Annotated in this window: 15 protein-coding genes; 6 read left to right on the plus strand and 9 right to left on the minus strand. The window is 62.4% G+C overall.

Going from position 1 to position 21,696, the window contains the following annotated elements; all coding sequences use genetic code 11:
• Positions 1-8: 8 nt before the first annotated feature.
• Together SJY08_RS09050 and SJY08_RS09055 are read right to left on the minus strand one after the other, a co-directional pair.
• Entirely contained in the window at positions 9-638 is a 630-nt protein-coding gene (locus SJY08_RS09050; RefSeq protein ID WP_377275368.1) for an NAD-dependent epimerase/dehydratase family protein, read from the minus strand.
• A gap of 164 nt (positions 639-802) precedes the next feature.
• Positions 803-2,713, minus strand: coding sequence for a methyl-accepting chemotaxis protein (locus SJY08_RS09055; protein ID WP_054150092.1), 1,911 nt, complete (start codon positions 2,711-2,713; stop codon positions 803-805).
• An 846-nt stretch (positions 2,714-3,559) separates the two neighbouring features.
• Between SJY08_RS09055 and SJY08_RS09060 the strand changes: the two genes are divergently transcribed.
• The 4 genes from SJY08_RS09060 to SJY08_RS09075 all read left to right on the plus strand — a co-directional run bounded on the left by SJY08_RS09060 (position 3,560) and on the right by SJY08_RS09075 (position 10,592).
• Entirely contained in the window at positions 3,560-7,342 is a 3,783-nt protein-coding gene (locus tag SJY08_RS09060; protein WP_377275369.1) for a vitamin B12-dependent ribonucleotide reductase, read from the plus strand.
• A gap of 301 nt (positions 7,343-7,643) precedes the next feature.
• Entirely contained in the window at positions 7,644-8,387 is a 744-nt protein-coding gene (locus SJY08_RS09065) for a hypothetical protein (RefSeq protein ID WP_377275371.1), read from the plus strand.
• Positions 8,388-9,818: 1,431 nt separating this feature from the next.
• Positions 9,819-10,058, plus strand: a complete 240-nt coding sequence (locus SJY08_RS09070; RefSeq protein WP_377275372.1) for a DUF378 domain-containing protein — start codon at positions 9,819-9,821, stop codon at positions 10,056-10,058.
• 222 nt (positions 10,059-10,280) lie between these two features.
• Positions 10,281-10,592 carry a DUF1883 domain-containing protein gene (locus SJY08_RS09075; RefSeq protein WP_054150997.1) on the plus strand — a complete coding sequence of 104 codons (312 nt, stop codon included), beginning with the start codon at positions 10,281-10,283 and terminating at the stop codon, positions 10,590-10,592.
• Between the two features lie 32 nt (positions 10,593-10,624).
• Here the strand turns inward: SJY08_RS09075 and SJY08_RS09080 are convergent, their stop codons facing one another.
• From SJY08_RS09080 to SJY08_RS09100, 5 genes are all read right to left on the minus strand, one after another.
• Positions 10,625-12,037 carry a flavin monoamine oxidase family protein gene (locus SJY08_RS09080; RefSeq protein WP_377275373.1) on the minus strand — a complete coding sequence of 471 codons (1,413 nt, stop codon included), beginning with the start codon at positions 12,035-12,037 and terminating at the stop codon, positions 10,625-10,627.
• Positions 12,027-13,508, minus strand: coding sequence for a diguanylate cyclase domain-containing protein (locus tag SJY08_RS09085; RefSeq protein WP_377275374.1), 1,482 nt, complete (start codon positions 13,506-13,508; stop codon positions 12,027-12,029). Before SJY08_RS09085 ends, SJY08_RS09080 begins: the two co-directional genes overlap by 11 nt.
• An 82-nt stretch (positions 13,509-13,590) precedes the next feature.
• Entirely contained in the window at positions 13,591-14,901 is a 1,311-nt protein-coding gene (locus SJY08_RS09090; protein ID WP_377275375.1) for a replication-associated recombination protein A, read from the minus strand.
• Positions 14,898-16,304: a DegQ family serine endoprotease gene (locus SJY08_RS09095; RefSeq protein ID WP_069041563.1), complete on the minus strand. Its 1,407-nt coding sequence runs from the start codon at positions 16,302-16,304 to the stop codon at positions 14,898-14,900. Before SJY08_RS09095 ends, SJY08_RS09090 begins: the two co-directional genes overlap by 4 nt.
• 106 nt (positions 16,305-16,410) lie before the next feature.
• On the minus strand, positions 16,411-17,508 hold the full coding sequence (locus tag SJY08_RS09100) for a serine hydrolase (RefSeq protein ID WP_156322955.1): 1,098 nt from the start codon (positions 17,506-17,508) through the stop codon (positions 16,411-16,413).
• A 144-nt stretch (positions 17,509-17,652) separates the two neighbouring features.
• Here SJY08_RS09100 and SJY08_RS09105 point away from each other — a divergent pair, with 144 nt between their 5' ends.
• Positions 17,653-18,051 carry a lysozyme inhibitor LprI family protein gene (locus SJY08_RS09105; protein WP_377275376.1) on the plus strand — a complete coding sequence of 133 codons (399 nt, stop codon included), beginning with the start codon at positions 17,653-17,655 and terminating at the stop codon, positions 18,049-18,051.
• A gap of 8 nt (positions 18,052-18,059) precedes the next feature.
• Here the strand turns inward: SJY08_RS09105 and SJY08_RS09110 are convergent, their stop codons facing one another.
• On the minus strand, positions 18,060-19,544 hold the full coding sequence (locus SJY08_RS09110) for a ferric reductase-like transmembrane domain-containing protein (protein ID WP_377275377.1): 1,485 nt from the start codon (positions 19,542-19,544) through the stop codon (positions 18,060-18,062).
• Positions 19,545-19,670: 126 nt separating this feature from the next.
• On the opposite strand from SJY08_RS09110, the gene SJY08_RS09115 reads away from it, so the two are divergent.
• On the plus strand, positions 19,671-20,777 hold the full coding sequence (locus SJY08_RS09115; protein ID WP_377275378.1) for a polyheme membrane-associated cytochrome C: 1,107 nt from the start codon (positions 19,671-19,673) through the stop codon (positions 20,775-20,777).
• A 7-nt stretch (positions 20,778-20,784) separates the two neighbouring features.
• Here SJY08_RS09115 and SJY08_RS09120 read toward each other — a convergent pair whose 3' ends face one another.
• Entirely contained in the window at positions 20,785-21,687 is a 903-nt protein-coding gene (locus SJY08_RS09120; RefSeq protein WP_377275379.1) for a LysR substrate-binding domain-containing protein, read from the minus strand.
• Between the last annotated feature and the right edge of the window lie 9 nt (positions 21,688-21,696).

The raw sequence follows: 21,696 nt of genomic DNA on the forward strand, positions 1-21,696 counted from the left end.
GCGCGCCGTCACAACAGAGCCTGTGACGGCACGATGGTCACCCCCGATGTCGCCGACACGGCGGCATCGAGCATGGCGCGGGCGATCGCGTGCGGCGGGTTCGGCTTGATGGAGGGCGGCAGGATCGGATCCAGAATCGAAAGCACCCTGCCCGCCCAATGCTCCATAGGCCGTGGCTCTTGGCGCGGACCATCGATGAGCCCGGGACGAACCAGCACGGTCCGTTCGAAGCCGAGCTGAAGGATATCACGCTCCGTCTCTCCCTTGACCCGACTGTAGAAAAAGAGCGACGTCACATCCGCTCCCTTTGCCGAATTGAGAACGAAGGTCCGCGCGCCATGGGCCTTTGCCAGCCTTGCAATCTCCAGAGGATAGTCGTGGTCGACCTGACGGAAGCGCTCGCGTGATCCGGCCGTCTTCAGCGTTGTGCCGAGAGCACAGATCACCGTATCGACGGCCCAGATCGACGGATCCTGCGGAAGATTGTCGAAATCCACCACCGGCGCCGAAAGGCCAGCTCGTTCCGGCAGCGGCCGGCGGGTCGGGGCGGTTACCGCCGATACGCGTGGGTCGGCGAGCGCCAGGTTGAGGACATGACTGCCGACAAGTCCGGTGGCGCCCAACAGCAACAGATGCATGATCCCGTCTCCTTCGTTCCGATGTCTCGCCTCAGGGCCAGTGCCACGGCGCAATGCAGGTTTCAATGCCGGCCGAGACTGACCGTTCCATCACACAAAAGAAAGAAGCGCCGCATTGCTGCGACGCTTCTGCATTTAACTAGTTAGCTATTTCCCGAAATTTCTCAGGCGGCCGTACGATAGCCGGCCGAGCCGGCCGATGCGCCACCTTCCAGCTTGAAGCGGGCGAGCTGCGCCTGCAGCTGGCGGGCTTCGCTGGCGAGAACCTGGCTGGCGGCCGTTGTCTCTTCGACCATGGCGGCGTTCTGCTGGGTCATCTGGTCCATGTGGTTGACCGAGGTGTTGATCTCGCCGAGCGCTGCCGACTGCTCTTCGGCAGCACGGGCAATCGTCACGACGTGATCGTTGACGCGGTTGACCAGCGATTCGATTTCCTTCAGCGCCTCGCCGGTGGACAGAACGAGCGACACGCCGCCCTTCACTTCCTCGGCCGAGGTGTTGATCAGGGTCTTGATCTCCTTCGCAGCATTCGCCGAGCGCTGGGCCAGTTCACGCACTTCCTGAGCGACGACGGCGAAACCACGACCGGCTTCACCGGCGCGCGCAGCTTCGACGCCTGCGTTCAGCGCCAAGAGGTTGGTCTGGAAGGCGATCTCGTCGATCACGGAGATGATCTGGCTGATCTTCTGCGAGGACTGCTCGATGCGGCCCATGGCGTCGATCGCGTTGCGAACGATATCGCCCGACTTGCCAGCGCTCGACTTGGTCTCGTCGACCATGTGCGAAGCTTCCTTGGCGCGCTGGGTCGAGGTCTTGACCGTGGTGGTGATTTCCTCAAGCGCTGCGGCGGTCTCTTCCAGCGAAGCAGCCTGCTGCTCGGTGCGGCGGGCGAGCTGGTTGGCGGCCGACGACAGCTCGCCGGAATTGCCGGTGATGGTGCCAGCAGCGCTCAGGATGTTCTGCATGGTCTGGCGCAGAACGGCCATGGTCTGGTTGACGTTGCCCTGCAGTTCGGCAAAGGCGCCCTGGAACTGGCCCTGCATGTCATGCGTGAGGTCAGCATCGGCAAGCGCTGCAATGACGCGGCGCACTTCGGTCACGCCGCGATCGACGCTTTCGACCAGCTCGTTGACCGAGGCTGCAAAGCGCTGCAGGTCCGCATCCTCATAGGTCTTGGAGATGCGCTTTGAGAAGTCGCCGGCAGCAGCAGCGGCGACGATATCGCTGATCGAGGTTTGCAGGTCACGGCTCTGGGCGTGGAGGGCCGCTTCCTGCGCTTCCATGGCACGCATCTGCGCTTCATTGGTTCGGAAGACTTCGAGCGCACGCGCCATCTCGCCGATCTCATCCTTGCGCTCGGTACCGGCAATCGCGTTGCCGAGCTTGCCGGAGGCCATTTCCGTCATGACGGCGGTCAGGCTGCGGATCGGGTTGACGATGCCGCGGCGGGCAAGCAGGAAGCTGATCGCGACGCCTGCGAGAATGCAGACGGCGGCGGTGACGATCTGGACCAGCATGGTGAAGCCAGAGGCGGCCAGCGCGTTTTCACGCGAACCTGTCAGGCTCTCGGCCGACGAGGTCGAATACTCCTTGACGACTGATGTCACCGTCTTCTGCGCCTCGAGCGCCTTGGCGAGCTCGGCCTTCATGACGGCGAGATCCTGACCAGCCGGCGTGGCGGCAACGGCCACCATGGCGCGGATCTGGTTGAAATAGGCATCGAGCGCCTGCTTGGTGCGATCAAGGATCTGGGCTTCGGCCGGGCTTGCGGTGGTCGCGATCTTCGGCAGGCGTGCGAGCATTTCGGCGGCCCGCTTGTCGGTTTCAGCCGCGAAATCTGCCGCCTTTTCAGGCGCCAGCGCCAGCTGGTAGGTCATGCGCGAAATGGCGATGATGTCGACGCGCAGGTCCATGGCCTCGCGGGCCACCTCCTCACGGGCACCGGTATCCTTGAGGGCCGCGCCCAGCGAGGACAGACCGCTTGCGCCGACGGCTGCAATAGCGGCAGCCGCCACGCCCATCAGGACGACGACAAGGCTGACCTTCTTCAGAATGGAAAGATTGGCAATACTCATGGAAAATCTCACTCCGTGCGAACCCGCCATCCTGGCAGGCGGCCCTGACCGGCCGGGCATGGAGCTCATTCCACACGTCTGCACCTCTTCTAAGCGTCACATGTTGCAATTTCGTTGCTGCGCAATACAGGAAAGACGCAGATGATTTTTAGGCCACTCCCCGCGGGGCGCGGACGGGGCGGGCGATGCAGCGTGTCAATGAGCAAATTCTTGGCAGGCCTAATCCCCAGGTTTTTGAGCAACAGGTGCAGCCTTTCGCGAAAGCCCCCAAATGCGGGGCGCCGTTTGCCCCGGCGGCTCATTTCGGCACGAATTTTATCCCGTGACATCTGGTTGACGGAGCGACATGCGGGGCCGCTTGCATCACATCGTCCGAGAAAGCCCTTTCATTCCCGTGACTTCGCTCTTTTGCCCGTTATCCACAATCCAACACCACAAGATATAGCGTTAACATTTCCTTCACAGACCACCCCTTGACGGAATCAGTCGGGACGATGTTAATGGACCCTGTTGCGGCGGCGACTGGACCGGGCATTAACGAGGCCGGGTTTCATCAAACATTGTGGCGGCTTTCTTTGAGGTGGAACGGCGTTCTGACGACGCCCTCCGCGGCGGGAAATTTGTGCGATTTTTGACCGCCGGACAGGGGGTCTGGGTCTGGCGGCAATTGTGTGGTAAAACTATATTTAGTATTTGCAGCCACCATCACCACAAGATAGAGGGTGCACTCATCTCCGGATGAATCACCTGACGGACGAACCAGTGAACGGCTGCGCGACCCATCGTGCGACCGAACGAAATTTCTCGCGCCGATTTCCGGCGCCCTAGATCGAGGGACACAGGCAGATGCGCATTGAACGTCGCTTCACCAAACCGGGACAGTCCGCTTACGCGGAGATCGAGTTCCGCAAGGCCATCAGCGAAATCAAGAACCCCGACGGCTCAATCGTATTTCGTCTTGCCGACATCGACGTCCCCGCCCAGTTCAGCCAGGTGGCGGCGGACATTCTCGCCCAGAAGTATTTCCGCAAGGCCGGCGTGCCGAAGGTGCTGAAGAAGGTTGAGGAGAACGATGTTCCTTCCTTCCTCTGGCGCTCGGTTGCCGATGAAAAGGCACTCGCTGCCCTCCCCGAGAACGAGCGTTATGGCTCGGAAACCGATGCTCGCCAGGTCTTCGATCGCCTGGCCGGCACCTGGGCCTATTGGGGCTGGAAGGGCAAGTATTTCTCCTCCGAAGAAGACGCTGCCGCCTTCAAGGACGAGCTTGCCTACATGCTCGCCACCCAGCGCGTCGCACCGAATTCGCCGCAGTGGTTCAACACCGGCCTGCACTGGGCCTATGGCATCGACGGCCCCGGCCAGGGCCATTTCTATGTCGACCCCTTCACCGGCAAGCTCGTCAAGTCCAAGTCGGCCTATGAGCACCCGCAGCCGCATGCCTGCTTCATCCAGTCCGTCGAGGACGATCTCGTGAACGAAGGCGGCATCATGGACCTCTGGGTTCGCGAAGCCCGCCTCTTCAAGTACGGCTCCGGCACCGGCTCCAACTTCTCCTATCTGCGCGGCGAAGGCGAAAAGCTGTCCGGCGGCGGTCGCTCGTCCGGCCTCATGTCCTTCCTGAAGATCGGCGACCGGGCTGCGGGCGCGATCAAGTCTGGCGGCACCACGCGTCGTGCGGCCAAGATGGTCGTCGTCGACATCGACCATCCGGATATCGAAGCCTATATCGACTGGAAGGTGAAGGAAGAGCAGAAGGTTGCCGCCCTCGTCACCGGTTCCAAGGTCGTCGCCAAGCATCTGAAGGCGATCATGAAGGCCTGCGTCAACTGCGAGGCTGACAACGGCGCCTGCTTCGACCCGAACGAGAACCCTGCCCTCAAGCGCGAAATCAAGGCCGCGAAGAAGGACCAGGTTCCGGAAAACTACATCAAGCGCGTCATCCAGTTCGCCCAGCAGGGCTACAAGGATCTCGACTTCAAGACCTATGACACGGACTGGGATTCGGAAGCCTATCTCACCGTGTCGGGCCAGAACTCCAACAACTCGGTTTCGCTGAAGGACGACTTCCTGCGCGCCGTCGAGAATGATGGCGACTGGAACCTGACCGCCCGCAAGGACGGCAAGGTGATGAAGACGCTGAAGGCCCGCGACCTCTGGGACAAGATCTCCTATGCCGCCTGGGCATCGGCCGATCCGGGCCTGCACTTCAACACGACGATGAACGACTGGCACACTTCGCCGGCAGCGGGCCCGATCCGCGCGTCGAACCCGTGCTCGGAATACATGTTCCTCGACGACACGGCCTGCAACCTGGCTTCGCTGAACCTGCTCCGCTTCAAGGATCAGAAGACCAAGAACATCGACATCGCCGACTACGAACATGCCGTTCGCCTGTGGACCGTCGTTCTCGAAGTCTCCGTGATGATGGCGCAGTTCCCGTCGCGCCAGATCGCCGAACGCTCCTATGAATACCGCACGCTCGGCCTCGGTTATGCCAACATCGGCGGCCTGCTGATGTCCTCGGGCATCCCGTATGATAGCGCCGAAGGCCGTGCCATCGCCGGTGCGCTGACCGCCATCATGACCGGCGTCTCCTATGCGACATCAGCCGAAATGGCCTTGGAACTCGGCCCCTTCCCGGGCTTTGCGCCGAACCGCGACAACATGCTGCGCGTCATCCGCAACCATCGCCGCGCAGCACTCGGCCTGTCGGACGGCTATGAAGGCCTCTCCGTCAACCCGGTCCCGCTGGTCCATGCCGAATGCACGGATCCGGCCCTCATTGCCCATGCCACGGCTGCCTGGGACAAGGCGCTGGAACTCGGCGAAAAGCACGGATACCGCAATGCCCAGGTCTCGGTCATCGCGCCGACCGGCACGATCGGTCTTGTCATGGACTGCGACACGACAGGCATCGAGCCCGACTTCGCGCTCGTGAAGTTCAAGAAGCTCGCCGGTGGCGGCTACTTCAAGATCATCAACGCTGCCGTTCCGGAAGCGCTGCGCTCGCTCGGCTATTCGGAAAGCCAGATCGCCGAAATCGACGCCTATGCCGTCGGCCATGGCAACCTGAACCAGGCGCCGGGCATCAATCCCTCGACGCTCAGGGCCAAGGGCTTCACCGACGAGAAGATCGAAGCCGTCAACGGCGCGCTGAAGGCCGCCTTCGACATCAAGTTCGTCTTCAACCAGTGGACGCTCGGCGCCGACTTCCTCAAGGAAACCCTCAAGGTCTCCGACGAGCAGCTCGCCGACATGAGCTTCAACCTGCTCGACCACATGGGCTTCTCGAAGAAGGACATCGAGGCCGCCAATATCCATGTCTGCGGTGCGATGACGCTGGAAGGCGCGCCGTTCCTGAAGAAGGAGCACCTGCCCGTCTTCGATTGCGCCAATCCGTGCGGCAAGATCGGCAAGCGTTATCTCTCTGTCGAATCCCACATCCGCATGATGGCGGCTGCCCAGCCGTTCATCTCGGGCGCGATCTCCAAGACGATCAACATGCCGAACGAAGCCACCGTCGAAGATTGCGGCTCCGCCTACATGCTGTCCTGGAAGCTGGCACTGAAGGCCAACGCGCTTTACCGCGACGGCTCGAAGCTCTCCCAGCCGCTCAATGCCTCGCTGATCGAGGACGAGGATGACGAGGACGGCGTCGACGAACTGCTGCAGCAGCCGATGGCGGCCCAGGCGGTCACCATCACGGAACGCATCGTCGAGCGCATCGTCGATCGTGTCGTGCGCGAGCAGGAAAAGCTGCCGACCCGCCGCAAGGGTTACACCCAGAAGGCCAAGATCGGTGGTCACACCATCTTCCTGCGCACCGGCGAATATGACGACGGCCGTCTCGGCGAAATCTTCCTTGACATGAACAAGGAAGGCTCGGCCCTTCGCGCCTTCATCAACAACTTCGCCATCTCCGTCTCGCTCGGCCTGCAATATGGCGTGCCGCTTGAGGAATATGTCGACGCCTTCACCTTCACCAAGTTCGAGCCGGCCGGCATGGTCACCGGCAACGACGCGATCAAGAATGCGACGTCGATCCTCGACTACGTCTTCCGCGAACTGGCGATCTCCTATCTCGGCCGCCATGATCTCGCCCATGTCGACACCTCGGACTTCTCGACCACGGCACTCGGCCGCGGCATGAAGGAAGGCAAGGCGGATGTCGTCTCCAAGGGCCTGACCCGCGGTTACAAGCCGACGCTCGTCTCGAGCCACATGCCGGCTGCGGCAGGGGCTGAACCCAAGGGTGCAGCAACCGCCGCCCCCGCCAAGGCATCGGCCACCGTCACCGCCTTCTCCTCTTCGGGCGCCACTGCCCGCAAGCTCGAAGTGACGACCGCAATCGCCACCTCTGAAGTCGTGTCCTTCAAGCGCGACTACGAGGAACGTGCCGTGGAACTGGCCGAGGAAATCGCCTCCGAAAGCGTCTTCACCGACGCCGCCGCGGATGAGGCAGCCACCGCCAAGGCCGACGCCAAGAAGCTCGAGGCCTCGCGCCGCATGCGCTCGATTGCGCAGGGGTATACGGGCAACATGTGCTCGGAATGCCAGAACTTCACGATGGTGCGGAACGGCACCTGCGAGAAGTGCGACACGTGTGGTGCGACGAGCGGGTGCAGCTGAGGATGACAATCGACATCGTCGGTTATGAAATGAAGAAGGCTCGGGGTTCAGTACCCCGAGCCTTCTGCGCAATGAGCCGAGGCAGACATAAAGACTTCCACATGTCTGCAAGGTCCAGAAACGCCAAAGCCGAGACTGGCAGGTCTCGGCTTTGGTTACCACGAACAAGCTCTCGCTCTCGTGGGACGAAGAGTAGCTCTCCATCCTGTAGCAAGGTCACCATATGGGGAGTTGATCTCAGAGTCGAGTTGGGCGAGATGTTTCTCCAAAGCATGCTGCGGCATGCGGACAGGATATCGCAATGAAAACAGCTCCAAAAATAGCTTTGAACAAGCTCATTGAGTACGCGTTGGCGAACGGCCCTCGTCGTACCAGGATCATCGAAGACATCCTTCGCCCTAAGCACTACTTGTTGGACACTGGCTACAACGATATCGAGCGCGCCTTCTCTATGAGGCTTTCCAGCGGTGGCACGAGTTCGGCTAATCTTCTCGACCTCGATCTCCAACTCCAGCACAGAGAAGCGCGAACTGATCACGAGGACAGCAGAATTCTTAACGCACTCGACATGATCGAAAGAGCTAGAACGCTAGACCTTTCCATTTTCACAGCTCTGAAGATTGAACCCGTCAATGCAAAGATGCCAAAACTCGAAGTTTCGGGCCTCGCTGTTAGTGTGAACCCCAGCAATTTCGTCTCTTGCGCGCGGCGCGGCACTAAAACCAGACTGGTGGGCATCGTGAAGCCTTATTTCTCAATGACCGCGCCGCTGACTGGAAAACGTTCAGCCGAGAGAGCCGCGTTGCATGGAATGATGTTGCACTGGTACGCTGAAACTTTTTTGGAGCATTTGGGTGATGTGGCACCGTCCATGTGTTTTTCGATTGACGTATTCGCACAGAAAATCACATCAGCCCCTAAAGCTTTCAAGTCTCGTCGTAGACACATAGAAGCGTGTGCTCTGGAAATTTGCGATCGTTGGTCAGTGATTGAAGCCCGTCTTGTGGAAGATGAGGGAACAATACATCGACGGGCATCCCGATAACTTCAGATCGGGCACCTCTCCCCTTTGTGGGAGAGGTTGCAAAATCGAAGGCTTAGGTGAGCGCAAGCCGTCTAAACTTCAGATTTTCCTGGAGAGGGGATCGGTGCTGGGGGCACGACATAACCGACCCCCTCACTTGCGATTTCTGATGTTTAGGCGGCTAACGCTCGCCTAATTCATCGAAATCGCTTTCTCCCCCACCAAGGGGGAGATGGGCGTTGCGCCCGGCGGTTCGCTCCCGCTTCTCCCCAGCGGGGAGAAGATGGTCCAAAGGACCAGATGAGGGGGGCGCGAAGCGCAAGGCAAGATGGTACAGCGGTTGAGGGTTCCTCACTATTCTTGGCCCGCCGGCATTCGGCTGCGCCGCCCCCTCATCCGGCGCTTGCGCGCCACCTTCTCCCCGCTGGGGAGAAGAGGAAAGCCGCCGTCAGCCCCCCATTTCCCGAAAAAAGGGGGACGAATTCCAAAAATCCCTCAATAAAATCAACACAACAAAGTTTTTTCATCCCCGCCCATTCCCACCGCTTTACCCTGATCCCCGTCCCGCCCTCGGATACACCTGACGATGCGATGTCAGGCGAGGCGGGGCCGGCGCCGGGGCCAAGTGCTGTCGCAGACACAAATCCCCGGCCCGCTGCAACGGTCTCCCTCCGGACGTGGGGCTGGTAACGAAGGTGATGGGGGCGGATGCCTCGACCCGGATACCCCGATCGGAAGGACGTGCCTCAGAGGCACACAGACAAGGCGCCCACGTCGTCGCGAACATTACCAGACGGCGGGGCGGACAAAACGGCGGGGATGATGGTGAGGTCGCGAATGGCCGGACGATCATCCCCCGGGCGAGGGTCCCGGTCGGCATGGTGCACCATCCGGCGGGAACCTCCCGGGCTACCGGCCAGGCTCTGGCAGAACACTCTTCGGAGGTCTCTGCCGCAGCCGGACCCGCGCCCGGTCATTCCTCGGTCCTCGGGTCAAGCCCGAGGATGACGAGGACCGTCGCCGCCTTGCCAGAGAGACGCATGCAGTGGGAATAGACGCCGAACGAGGCGCCGGAAGGAGCCACATACATTACTTAGACAGGTTGCTTCTGGCGCCTCGTCCGATCCCTCGGGTCAAGCCCGAGGACAAGTTTCAAACCACCCGGAGGGAGTTGATCCAGACCGGCGGCGAAGCTTGGGGTTTTTGAAATCGACAGATCACCCTCACCCTGAGGTGCCCGACACATCAGGGCCTCGAAGGGCGAGGCCGCCGGTACATCAATGCAGAGGAATGCTTCGAGGCCCGCGCTTCACGCGGGCACCTCAGCATGAGGGCGTTCAACCGCCCGCAGTCCCCGTGGGCCCCGTGGGCCCCTGGGGGCGAGAAGCAGGACACCGGAACCAATTGCAATTGAAACTGTTAGCCCCTTGCAACAACCAAGGAGCGAACATCATGCGCGCACTCCACCTCGTCACCCTGCTGCTCGTCATCGTCGGCGGCGTCAACTGGCTGCTCGTCGGGCTGGCCGATTTCGACCTCGTCGCCACCCTGTTCGGCGGTCAGGATACAGCACTTGCCACGATCGTTTACGTTCTGGTCGGCCTGTCGGCCCTCTGGCAGATCGTCCCCTTCGCCAAGGCCATGCAGGTCGGCGAGACGCGGGCAGAAGCCAATATCGGCGGTCATCGCTGATTGAAGCCATCTTCCGGATTGCAGCCCCATTTCAGGCTGCAACTCACAGGGCCAGCCACGCCGGCCCTGTTTTCGTTCGGATGGCACCTTTCATTCCGATGAACCCCGCGTCCCAAAAAAGTCCGCCCTGCCCCGTCCTTCGGCACCGCCCGGCCAACGCTTCCTTAACGGCCTTGCGGTACATTATGATAGATTAAAAGACTGGACGGAGACCCGAGCGAAATGTCCAAACCGACCTTCCGCTTCACCCATTATGACCTGAAAGAACAGCGCGCCGGAACGATCATCGAGGTGACGCTGTCGGCCGTGAACAATGTGCGGCTGATGACACCGACAAATTTCCAGCGGTTCAAGGAAACGCTGGACTTCAAGTTCCTCGGTGGCGTGGCGAAGAAATCGCCGATCAATATCGTCATTCCCGAGAGCGGCCACTGGCACTTGATCGTCGACATGGAGGGCCATCACGGACTGGCCGAATCCAAGGTCAAGATGATCGCGGCCCCTGCCGTGCAGCCGAAGCAGAAGGCCTCGTAAGGCCTCCATCCCCTTCCGCCAAACCTTGACCGTCAGCCCCTGCCGCGCTTGAGAACGGCTAAGGCGGCGCGTTGGCCGCTTTCCAGCGCGCCATGCACCGTGCCGAAATGGTCGCGGCTCGTATGCTCGCCGGCAAGCAGCAGCCGGTCTGAAGCCGGCCCCGCCAGCACATCGTGATCCCCAGGCCTCGCCCCGACGGCAGGATAGGAATAGGTCCCAAGCGTCAGAGGGTCGGTCGACCAGGCGTGGCGGGTGATGGCTTCAGGTGCCGGCACCGCCTGCCCGAACATGTCGCGCAGCACCGCCGTCACATCGGCGCGCAGGGCCGCCTCGTCCATGGCATCCACCTTGTCGGCGTAATCGCCGCTCGCCATCAGCGTGAGCACCGGGGCGTCGTGGATCGGCACCAGGCTGAGCATGTCGGCAAAGCGGCCACGCTCCTTGCCGGCATAACCGAGATAATGCAGGTCCGTCGGCCAGAAGACCCTGTCGAACAGCACGGAGACCTTGGCGAGATTGCCGAAGCCGATGGCGGCAATCGCGGCCTGATGTTCCGGCGGCAGCGGCGGATCGAAGGCGATGGCGCCAGCCTTCAGCACGCCGAGAGGCACCGCAACCACACAGTGATCCGCCTCGAACCGTGCCGTTGCGGTCTCCACGGTCACGGTGTCACCCGCATGGCGGACGTGGCGGACCGCCTCGCCCAGCCTGATGTCGAGACCGTCGGCAAGATGGCGCGGCAGGAGATCATAGCCCTGGAGCAACACGGCGTCCGGACCCGGATAGACCTCGCCGGAATTGAAATGCAGCGCCGAAATCGCCGAGAGCGGCGCACCGAGCTCGTTCTCCCACATGTCGGTGAGGCCCCAGTTGCCGATCGGCTCCTGCAAGAGTGCAGGGTCGAGCAGTTCGATGATGTCGAGGAGCGAGAGTGAGGCATCACCATCGGCTTCCTCGACCGCCTTTTCCTCGATGCGCTCGATCTCCTCCCAGAGATCATCGATCTCGAAATCCTCGGGCTCCTCGCCGCCCGGAAGCAGGACGGAGGACTGCTCCTCGTCGACAAAGAAGGGCATGCCACCTGCCTTGGAGGCGAGCGCCGCGACGGGATTGCCGTTGAAACCGTGGATGAAATTGGCACCCTGCTCGACCGGCACACCGAGGCTGCGGTCGGTGAAGATTCGGCCACCGATCCGGTCACGGGCCTCGAGAACAACGACTTCGGCACCGGCTGCAACCAGCGTTGCGGCGGCAGAAAGGCCGGCCATGCCGGCGCCGACAACCACGACCTTCAGCCCCTTGCCGGCATCGGATGCCGGCGCCTGTGTGCCACTGCGTGAGGGCCGCGCGGCCTCTGCGAGCGCCCGGCGTGCAAGCGGTGCGGAATACAGTGTTGAGGCCGTGAGCAACAGCAACAGGCGGCGTCGACGCAGGTCAGGCCGCATGCACCGCCTCCCCGGGGGGCAGGTCCTCGGCAAAGAAGGCGCGGCCACGACCGCCCTGCTTGGAGGCATAGAGGGCGCGATCGGCGTTCGACATGATGGCACGGGCCGAAGCGCCGTCTTCCGGCGCCGTGGCAATGCCAAGGCTGATGCCGACATCGACGACGGCTCCGTTCGACAGCGTCATGGGCTGGGAGACCGAGGCGATGATCGACTGGGCGAGCATCGACAAGCGCGCCCTGTCGCGGAAGGCATGGACGAGGATGACGAATTCGTCGCCGCCGACCCGGCCGACCAGACCGTTTTCACCAACGGCCTCGCGGAGCCGCTCGGCCACCACGCGGATGACCTCGTCGCCGGCGCCGTGACCATGGAGATCGTTGACGGCCTTGAAGCGGTCGAGATCACAGGCGATCACCGCAAACGGCGCATGGGCCAGCCGATCCGCGGCCTCGTTCAGCGCCTTGTCGAAGCAGAGGCGGTTGGCAAGGCCCGAGAGCGCATCCCGATGGGCGAGCTCGCGATTGCGCCACTCGCTCTCCTCCAGCCGCTCCGACAGCCGGCCGATATAGCGGCCGAGCACGAAGCTTGCGGCGAACATGAGGCCGCAGAGCAAGACGACGGCGGGAACGACGATGGTCCAGATATCGGCACCCGGCTTGAACAGCGTGAAGTCGAAACTGCCGAGTGCCTGACCATCGGCGCTTTTCACCGTCAGCAAGCCGTCGCCATTGCGGTTGAACTGCAGGTATTCATATTCGAGTTGCGAATTGAGGTCCGCCACCAGATCGGCATCGATCGGACGGGCGGAAACCAGGATGACCGGATCGCCTTCCGGCAGCGCCACCTCGCCGTCATCGGGCACGATCGCCATGGCGGTCGCCAGCATGACCTCTCCCTCGACTTCGGCAAAGCCGAAAGCCGCGATGGCATGGACCTGCGATGCCGGCACCGGCCGCTGGCCGAAACCGCCGTCGATCGTGGTGCGATGCGCATGGTGGCGGGTCAGCGCGAGTTCGGCGATTGCCCTCAGGTCATCGCCGGGCTTGAGATCGCGGGCGGTCAGATCCACCTCGTCCTGCCAGGCCGACATCAAGACACGGCCATCAGGGCCGATCAGGAAACTGCGCTCATGGCCAAAATCGTACCAGAGCGAAGAGACGAATTCCTCGATGACGTAGGAGGCGTGGAATTTGAGGGTGATGTATTTGACCGAGCGATCCCAGCGCGCCAGACCCAGCTGGTCGCGCGCCAGCAGGCTCTGGCGATCGCGCAGCACATTCTCCAGCAGTATGATCTGCTTTTTGGCAGCGATATCGTCGGCCTTGCGTGAGGCGATATAGCCGATGAAGAGCAGCGACAGAGCTGAAAGCGTGATGAGCACAATAGAGAACAGCTTGACCATGGCCGGCAGGCCAAAACGCGGCGCGACGGTCGCGCCCTGCATGTGCCATCCATCCATCTCTTTCGCCATGCACGATCCCCTGTTCGACCAGGAGCCTAGAGCACAGCGCTTAAATTCGGCTTAAGCTGAAATGACGATAAGCAAGTCTGTTTCAGCCGCCTCGCTCGCGGCGAAGCTTCGCCCACCAGTCGAGACGCTTCTTGATCTCCCGCTCGAAGCCGCGTTCCGGCGGATCGTAGAAGGTCTGGCGGCCCATTTTCTCGGGGAAATAGTCCTGGCCGGAAAAGGCATCCGGCTGGTCGTGGTCATAGCGATAGCCGTCGCCATAGCCCTCGCCCTTCATCAGCTTGGTCGGGGCATTGAGGATATGCTTGGGCGGCAGCAGCGAGCCGTGTTCCTTCGCCGCCCGCATGGCCGCCTTGTAGGCGACATAGACGCCGTTCGACTTCGGGGCCGTCGCGAGATAGACGCAAGCCTGCGCCAACGCCAGCTCACCTTCCGGGGAGCCCAGATAGTCATAGGCGTCCTTGGCGGCATTGCAGACGACAAGCGCCTGCGGATCGGCAAGCCCGATGTCCTCGACGGCCATGCGGACCAGGCGACGGCCGAGATAAAGCGGATCTTCGCCTGCATCGAACATGCGGCAGAGATAGTAGAGGGCTGCATCGGGATCCGAGCCGCGCACGGCCTTATGCAGGGCGGAGATCAGATTGTAGTGGCCGTCCTGGCCCTTGTCGTAGACGGGGGCGCGGCGCTGGACGATGCGGCCGAGGCCCTCGGTGTCGAAGACCTCGTCCGGACGGGCGGCGCGCCAGACTTCCTCGGCCAAGGTGAGCGAGGCACGGCCGTCACCATCGGCCATGCGGATGAGGGCCTGGCGGGCATCGGCATCCAGTGGCAGCGGCTTGGCTTCGGTTTCCTCGGCGCGTTTCAAAAGCGTCTCGATGCTTTCGGCATCATGGCTCTTGAAGGTCAGGACCCGGGCGCGCGACAGGAGAGCGGCGTTCAGTTCGAAGCTCGGATTTTCCGTCGTGGCACCGACCAGAATGACGGTGCCATCCTCCATGACGGGCAGGAAACTGTCCTGCTGGGCGCGATTGAAACGGTGGATCTCGTCGACGAAGAGCAGCGTCTGGCGGCCTTCCATGCGCCGCAGGCGGGCACTTTCGAAAACTTTCTTGAGGTCGGCGACGCCGGAAAAGATCGCCGAGATCTGCTCGAAGGCAAGGCCCGCCTCGCCGGACAGGAGCCGGGCGACGGTGGTCTTGCCGGTACCCGGCGGCCCCCAGAAGATCATCGAACCGAGCGAGCCGGAGGCGATCATGCGGGCGAGCACGCCATCCTCGCCGGTCAGGTGCTCCTGGCCCGTGACTTCACTCAGGCTTTTCGGCCGCAGACGATCGGCGAGCGGACGGCGCTCGGCCATTTCCTTCGACATCTGCGGCGCAAAGAGATCACTCATCGGAAGATCTGCCGGATGCGCTGACCGCCACGCTCGATCTCGACGCGCCAGAAACCGGGATCGCTTTCGGCCATGGTTTGCAGGTCATCAACCGAATTGATCGCCTCGCCATTGACCGAGACGACAATATCGCGCGGTGCAAAGCCGAGCCGGGCGGATGGAGAACCGCGCAAGACTTCGGTGACGACAACGCCGGTTACGTCGGAGGGCATCTTCAGCTCAGAGGCAAGACGCGGCGACAGATTGCCGGCACGGATGCCGGCAAAGGGGCTGCGGCCTTCGATCAGCTGGATATCACGCGGGCGGGTTTCAGGCGCGGAGGCAAGTTGAAGCGCCATGGTTTCCTGCGCGCCGTCCTGCTGGATCGTCAGTTCGGCCCGTTTGCCAAGACCGGCTGTGGACAGGCGGTACCCCAGGGCATCGGGATGCTCGACGGGGATGCCATTGACGGCGGTGATGACCTGGCCGGGTTTCAAGCCCGCCTTTTCCGCCGGGCCGCCTTCGACCACGCTCACCACGAGCGCGCCGCGCACGGTCTTCAGCCCGAGTGCTTCGGCAACGTCGGAGGTGACAGGCTCGAAACTTGCGCCGATATAGGGGCGCTCGAAGGAGGCATCGCCGCGGTCGGCTGCATCGAGGAAGACGCGAACGAGATTAGCGGGAATGGCGAAGCCGACGCCGTTGGAGCCGCCGCCGCGCGAGAAGATTGCCGTATTGATGCCGATCAGCTCGCCATTCATGTTGACGAGAGCACCGCCCGAATTGCCGGGATTGATCGCGGCATCGGTCTGGATGAAGAAGCCGAAATCGCCTTCCGTCACCTGGTTTCTGGCAAGTGCCGAAACGATGCCCGAAGTCACCGTCTGGCCGACACCAAAGGGGTTGCCGATGGCCAGCACGAGATCGCCGACCTCGGTCGCATCGGAATTGCCGATCGGCAGCGTCGGCATGGCCTCGTTGGTCTCGAATTTCAAAACCGCGAGATCGAGCCGGTCGTCCTTCAGCACAACCTTGACCGGAAACTCGCGGCCATCTGCGAGCGCCACCTTGATATCGTCGGCGCCATCAATAACGTGGTTGTTGGTGACGACGACGCCATCCGCCTCGACGATGACGCCGGAGCCGAGCGAAGACTGCTTCTCCGTGCGGTTCGGCATGCGCTGGCCGAAGAACTGTTCGAAGAAGGGGTCGCCGGCAAACAGGCTGGAGCGGGTCTGAACGAGGCGCTCGGCATAGACGTTGACGACGGCGCCCCGCGCCTGCTTGACCAGCGGCGCGAAGGAGAGCTGCATCTCGATCTGGCTTTGCGGCACCGCCTTGTCCTGGGCAAGCGCCGGCGATGCGACAGGCGCGATCAGGGCGATGATGACGGCAACAGGTTTGAGGCAGTCGAAGCGCGGCATTCGAAGATCCTTCATGCGATATGGACGTTCTAGACCCGGTTCGTGCGCCGTCAAATAGGCAGAACCAAGGAAGGTGTATCGCAGATGGGGATAACGCGCGTCGGCCTCAAGTGCTGACGGTTTCGATGATGCGTGTCATGAGGCCGTGAAGCTCGTCCCGGTAGCCGGTGCGTGCCGATGGGGCGCTTTCATTCGATGTCATAGTGACGGTTACACCAAGGCTCGGTGTGATGTAGAGCATCTGGCCGCCATAGCCCCAGGCATAGTTCACCTGCTCGCCGGCCATTTCCTTGAGGAACCAGGCGTAGCCATAGCCATCGCCGTTGAAAACGGAGTTGGTGCGGCGGATCCAGCTTTCGCGGATCCATTCTTCCGAGATCAGCCGTGTACCGTCCTCGGTGACGCCACCGCGTCGATACAGTTCGCCGAAGGCGTGGAGCGACCGCGGCGTCATCGCCATCTGATTGCCGCCAAGATAGTAGCCCTGCGGGTCGCGGTGCCAGGAGCCGATGCGGAAACCTTCAAGCGGCTCCAGCCATTCACGGGCGAGCGCCAGCGTCGGCTTGCCGGAGACCTTGGTGAGGATGACGGAGAGGAGGTGGGTGGACGCGGTCGAATAGAGCATGCCGCCGCCGGGCTCCCCGACGAAGTCGGCGGCGAGCGCGAAACGGGTCCAGTTCCGGCTCGCGACCCAGCGGCCATAATTGGGGCCGGACATGCGATCAAGGCCAGCGCGCATCGAGAGCAGGTGGCCGATCGTGATCTGTGACAGGCGGGGATCGGGATCGGCGGGAAACTCCGAGCGCAAGACAGTTTCGATGCGCTGGTCAACGCCTTCCAGCAGCCCCTTGTCGATGGCGATACCGACCAGCGCGGAGACGACGCATTTCGACGCCGACTTGATGTTGGTCGAACCTGTCAGCGAGTTGTTGCCATAGGCGCGCTCGGCGAGCGTCTCCCCATTGCGCGTGACGATCACCGTTTCCAGCGTCTCCAGGCGGCGCGCCTCCTCCAGCAGATTTGCGATTCGTGGTCGCAAAGCATCGAGATCCAAGGGGGCTGCTGTGGCCGGCGTTGTCGCGGGCGACGGCTCAACCGTGGGCCCGGCCTCCGGCGCGGCGGTTTGTGCCAAGGCCTGTCGGCCGGAGATGACGGAGACAGCACCGGAGGCGCCGAGGATGGAAAGGAATGTTCTTCTCTGCATGTGTCCCAAGGTAGTGAGCATCGCGCGTGAGGGAAGCCTGAGCAGCCAAGATCTCACCGGATCGTGACGGATTTGCAAGAGACGTCGCGCGGAACGTTCTCCACGCGGCAACCGTTGCCCTGTTATCAGGAAAGGAGACCGACCATGTCCCGAACCCGCCCAGTTATATCCACCCTTGCCGCCTTCACGCTGGCCAGCCCCCTGTTGATCGCCCTTCCCCAACTGCTCCAGGCCGCCAGTTTCGATTGCCGTACGCCTGGCCTTGCGCCCGACGAGGCGGCGATCTGCCAGAACATTGACCTCAACGACATGGATGTGCGCATGGTGACGACGTTCGAACTGTTGCGCGAAGTCTTGCCGATGGGCAGCCGTGGCGCGTTGGAAGCCTCGCAAATCGAATGGCTGGAAAAGCGCCGAGCATGTGAGGCGAACCTCGACTGTCTGGCCGCCGCCTATGCCAGCCGCATGGCAGAGCTGCGCAATGGCGTGGGCGAAGTGCTGAGCCTCATCGAGGGCGTGCCGCCCATCCAGAAAGTCAATTAGCATATTGCCTAACCGGCAAAATAATACAGCCACAGGGCAGCAGCCAGCAGTGCCGCGACGCCGCCAAAGACGAGGCTCCGACGACGATCCTGGCGCGAGGTCGCTCCTCCGGCGTAGTCGAACCGCTCGTAGACCACGTTCTTCATCGGAAGGCCGAGATCGAGCAAGGTGTCGGACACAGCCGTAACCATGCCGCCGGGGCCACACATCATTGCGACACAGCTGCGCGGCTCGATCCCCACAAGGAGATCCTTCAGCCGGGCGTGATCGAGCCGACCGACCGCACCCTCGTAGCCGGGCGGCGAATCCTCACTGATCAACAGGACTTCCAAGTCGAGCGCAGCACCGGCAGCGGCTATTTCGTCCAGACAGGCGAAATTGCTTGGCGTTCCCACAGCATAGGCGAGCCGGATGGGCCGATTGTCGCGCCGTGCGGTCAGATCCCTCAGCATGCCGATGATGGGCGCAATCCCGACACCACCGGCGATAAGGAGGACGGCATCGCCTGGATGTGCCTCCATGGCGAATTCGCCATAGGGCCCGTCAATGCCGATGGGGGTGCCGGGTTGCAGATTGCCGATGCGCCGGGTGAAATCGCCGACCTCCTTGATGATCAGGCTCAAGCCCGGACGGGTCGGGCTGTCGGCGATCGAAAACGGATGATCAAACAGCGGGAAGCGCCTTCGGCCTTCCGTCATCCAGACGAACTGGCCGGCATGATATTCGAGCGTCGGGGTGTTGTCGGCGGGCTGGATGTCGAGCTCCCACAGACGATCGGCCCGGCGCGTGACAGACCGAAGCCGCCACGGCTTGCGATGCAGATTGAGCCAGCGATAACCATAGAGGATCGCAAGCACAGCAAGAATCGTGGCGGCGATCAGGAACCAGTAGATCTCCAGAGGCCCCCTCGCCGCAAATCGGCCCGTGGAAATGGCATGGAGCAGCCCGCCGGCGGTTGCCACTGTGCCGAGAACGAGATGCGTTCCCCGCCAGACTTCGTAACGCCAGGGCAGACTGTTGCGCAACACTGACGACAGGACCAGGAGGATAAGGGCTGCCCAGGCAACCACGCCAGAGCGATAATGCGGCTGGGTCAGGTATGCGACCAGACGCTCCGTACCGAGGTTGGGATCCTCAAGCCAGGTCGGAGCGACATAGGCCAGAGGATGAAGGACGATGGCCAGAAGGATCCACCAGGCGGCAAGTTTGTGAAAGGCCATGATCTTGTCGATGCCGAGACGGCCGGAGACCACTTCGAAACGGCCGGAGGTCACAAACTGCACGGCCATGGCAGCCAGTCCGACCATGCCGAGGCCGGCGGCCAATCGCTCCAGCGGATCGTGCGGAGAAACATCAGTCATCAGGGAGAGAGCAAGTGGCAGGGTGCATAGCCCGAGATAAAGGGCTGCCAGAAGGCTGGCCGGCAGACGGGGCAAGCGGCGGGCGGAGCGTTGCGACATGGCGGCCATGTCAGGCGTCACGGTTTCGGTCATGAGGTCCTCCTGAATGCCTTTCTAGCAGAAGAACGCGGTCCGGATTTGATCTCGGTCATGTCGCGACGTCGCTTTGCAGCTCATCATGCTCCCATCGCCACGACGCATACGACCGAGGAGGATCCCATGACGCCGCGACGACCAACCCGCATTTTCACCCTTTTCGCCAGCCTGGCGGCATGGACCGCCGTGCTGATCGCCGCACCGTCCGTGCAGGCGAGCGACGACACTCCGATCAGCAAACTGGTCGAAGCCTGGCTCTCTTCGCCACATGGCAACTACCACTCCCCGTCCTTCACTTACTGGAACAAGGAAGGCGAGGTGCCGAAGGCTTGCGCCACCTGCCACTCCGAGACGGGCTTCCTCGATTTTCTCGGCGCAGACGGCAGCGCTGCAGGCAGCATCGAGCAGCCGGGTGTGATCAATTCGCCGATCGGCTGTGCCTCCTGTCATGCCGAGGCGGCGCATGCGCTGGATGCGGTGCGCTTCCCATCCGGCACGCAGGTGAGCGGACTGGGGAGTTCCGCGACCTGCACCGTCTGCCATCAGGGTCGGCAGTCGGGCGCTTCGGTCACCAAGGCGGTCGGCACACTCGGGGAGGACGAGGTTTCGGCCGATCTCTCCTTCATCAACATCCATTATGCCGTGGCTGCCGCGACCCTGCATGGAGCGGATACGGCAAGCGGCTATCACTATCCCGGCAAGACCTATGCAGGGCGCTTCCAACATGTGCCAAGCGCCAACAGCTGTGTCGCCTGTCATGATCCGCACACCACCAACGTGGCTGAAGACAGCTGCATGACCTGTCACAGGGGCGTCGAGACCATTCGCGACATTCGCATGCGGCATGCCGATTACGATGGTGACGGCAATACCAAGGAAGGCGTGCATGGCGAGATCGGCACGCTGCATGAACGGCTCTACGCCGCGATTCGGGCCTATGGCGACACCGTGCTCGACACGCCGATTGGCTATCACAAGGGACGTCATCCCTATTTCTTCGGGGATACGAACGGAGACGGGATCATCGGCGACGACGAGGCAGTGCGCGACAATGCCTACAAGGCCTGGACCCCTCGCCTGCTCAAGGCCGCCTACAACTACCAGGTCGCGATGAAGGACCCGGCGGGCTATGTCCACAACCCGGCCTATCTCCTGCAATTGCTGTATGACAGCCTCGAAAGCCTGTCATCGGCGGTGGAGATCGACATGCCCCAGATCTCCCGGCCTTGAGGTGGCGTCAGCGGGTTGAACTCTCCGCCTCCGCCCCAAGCCACGCCACGAAAGCGTTCACGGGAGGCCGCTTTGCCGCTGCCGGCGCGACCGTTGCGAAATAGGCGGTGCCGAGATCGAGGGCGCCATCGGGCCAGGACTTGAGGCTGCCGTCGGCAACGAGCTTTTCGGTGATCGAACGCCAGCCGAGCATCAAGCCACGGCTGTCGAGTGCCGCCTGAACCGCCTGGACGTAGTTGTCGAAGACATGGGACTGGCAGCGCTGCTTAGGCAGGCCGCGTCTTGCGAGATAATCGCTCCAACCTTCCCAGTGTCGCGCCTCCACTGTACGCACATGAATGAGCGGCGCGGCGTCCAGCCCGGCGCCCCTGGCCAAGAGGTCGTCGACCAGAGACGGATGGCCGACAGGGCAAACGGTTTCGGAAAAAAGGCGCTGGGTCGTGCCATCTGTCCAGGTGCCACGGCCGTAGCGCAGGACGAGATCGGTGCCCGGCCAGATCTGCGGCAGGTCGGTGGGCGGCACCTGCACATTGACGAAGAGACCGGGATGGCGGGCGTAGAAATCGCTGAGGCGCGGCATCAACCAATGGGTGGCGAAACCCATGGTGCAGGCAACGGTCAAGCGCTGGTCTTCGAGGCCGCTGCTGGTGCGGATCTCCTCGATCGTCTCGACGATCAGGTCGAGGCCATCGCGGGTAGCGCGGGCGAGTTGCTGACCGGGTTCGGTGAGCCTGGCCGGCCGGGTCGAGCGGTCGATCAGGACGGCGCCGACATGGTCTTCCAGCGCCTTCAGCGCCTGGGTAACGGCGGGCTGGGTGACATTCAAGGCGGCGGCTGCCTCGCGCATCGAGCCGAGCCGCGCGACGGCTTCGAACGTGGTCAGCAGACGCAGGGGCGGCAGACGGCTCAACTTAACCTC

The sequence above is a fragment of the Rhizobium sp. R86522 genome (assembly GCF_042466255.1).
Taxonomy (GTDB): domain Bacteria; phylum Pseudomonadota; class Alphaproteobacteria; order Rhizobiales; family Rhizobiaceae; genus Allorhizobium.

What these genes read in the sequence shown, in the direction of transcription:
- SJY08_RS09050 (WP_377275368.1), bottom strand. Translation starts at nt 638, where the DNA reads ATGCATCTGTTGCTGTTGGGCGCCACCGGACTTGTCGGCAGTCATGTC.
- SJY08_RS09055 (WP_054150092.1), bottom strand. Translation starts at nt 2,713, where the DNA reads ATGAGTATTGCCAATCTTTCCATTCTGAAGAAGGTCAGCCTTGTCGTC.
- SJY08_RS09060 (WP_377275369.1), top strand. Translation starts at nt 3,560, where the DNA reads ATGCGCATTGAACGTCGCTTCACCAAACCGGGACAGTCCGCTTACGCG.
- SJY08_RS09065 (WP_377275371.1), top strand. Translation starts at nt 7,644, where the DNA reads ATGAAAACAGCTCCAAAAATAGCTTTGAACAAGCTCATTGAGTACGCG.
- SJY08_RS09070 (WP_377275372.1), top strand. Translation starts at nt 9,819, where the DNA reads ATGCGCGCACTCCACCTCGTCACCCTGCTGCTCGTCATCGTCGGCGGC.
- SJY08_RS09075 (WP_054150997.1), top strand. Translation starts at nt 10,281, where the DNA reads ATGTCCAAACCGACCTTCCGCTTCACCCATTATGACCTGAAAGAACAG.
- SJY08_RS09080 (WP_377275373.1), bottom strand. Translation starts at nt 12,037, where the DNA reads ATGCGGCCTGACCTGCGTCGACGCCGCCTGTTGCTGTTGCTCACGGCC.
- SJY08_RS09085 (WP_377275374.1), bottom strand. Translation starts at nt 13,508, where the DNA reads ATGGCGAAAGAGATGGATGGATGGCACATGCAGGGCGCGACCGTCGCG.
- SJY08_RS09090 (WP_377275375.1), bottom strand. Translation starts at nt 14,901, where the DNA reads ATGAGTGATCTCTTTGCGCCGCAGATGTCGAAGGAAATGGCCGAGCGC.
- SJY08_RS09095 (WP_069041563.1), bottom strand. Translation starts at nt 16,304, where the DNA reads ATGCCGCGCTTCGACTGCCTCAAACCTGTTGCCGTCATCATCGCCCTG.
- SJY08_RS09100 (WP_156322955.1), bottom strand. Translation starts at nt 17,508, where the DNA reads ATGCAGAGAAGAACATTCCTTTCCATCCTCGGCGCCTCCGGTGCTGTC.
- SJY08_RS09105 (WP_377275376.1), top strand. Translation starts at nt 17,653, where the DNA reads ATGTCCCGAACCCGCCCAGTTATATCCACCCTTGCCGCCTTCACGCTG.
- SJY08_RS09110 (WP_377275377.1), bottom strand. Translation starts at nt 19,544, where the DNA reads ATGACCGAAACCGTGACGCCTGACATGGCCGCCATGTCGCAACGCTCC.
- SJY08_RS09115 (WP_377275378.1), top strand. Translation starts at nt 19,671, where the DNA reads ATGACGCCGCGACGACCAACCCGCATTTTCACCCTTTTCGCCAGCCTG.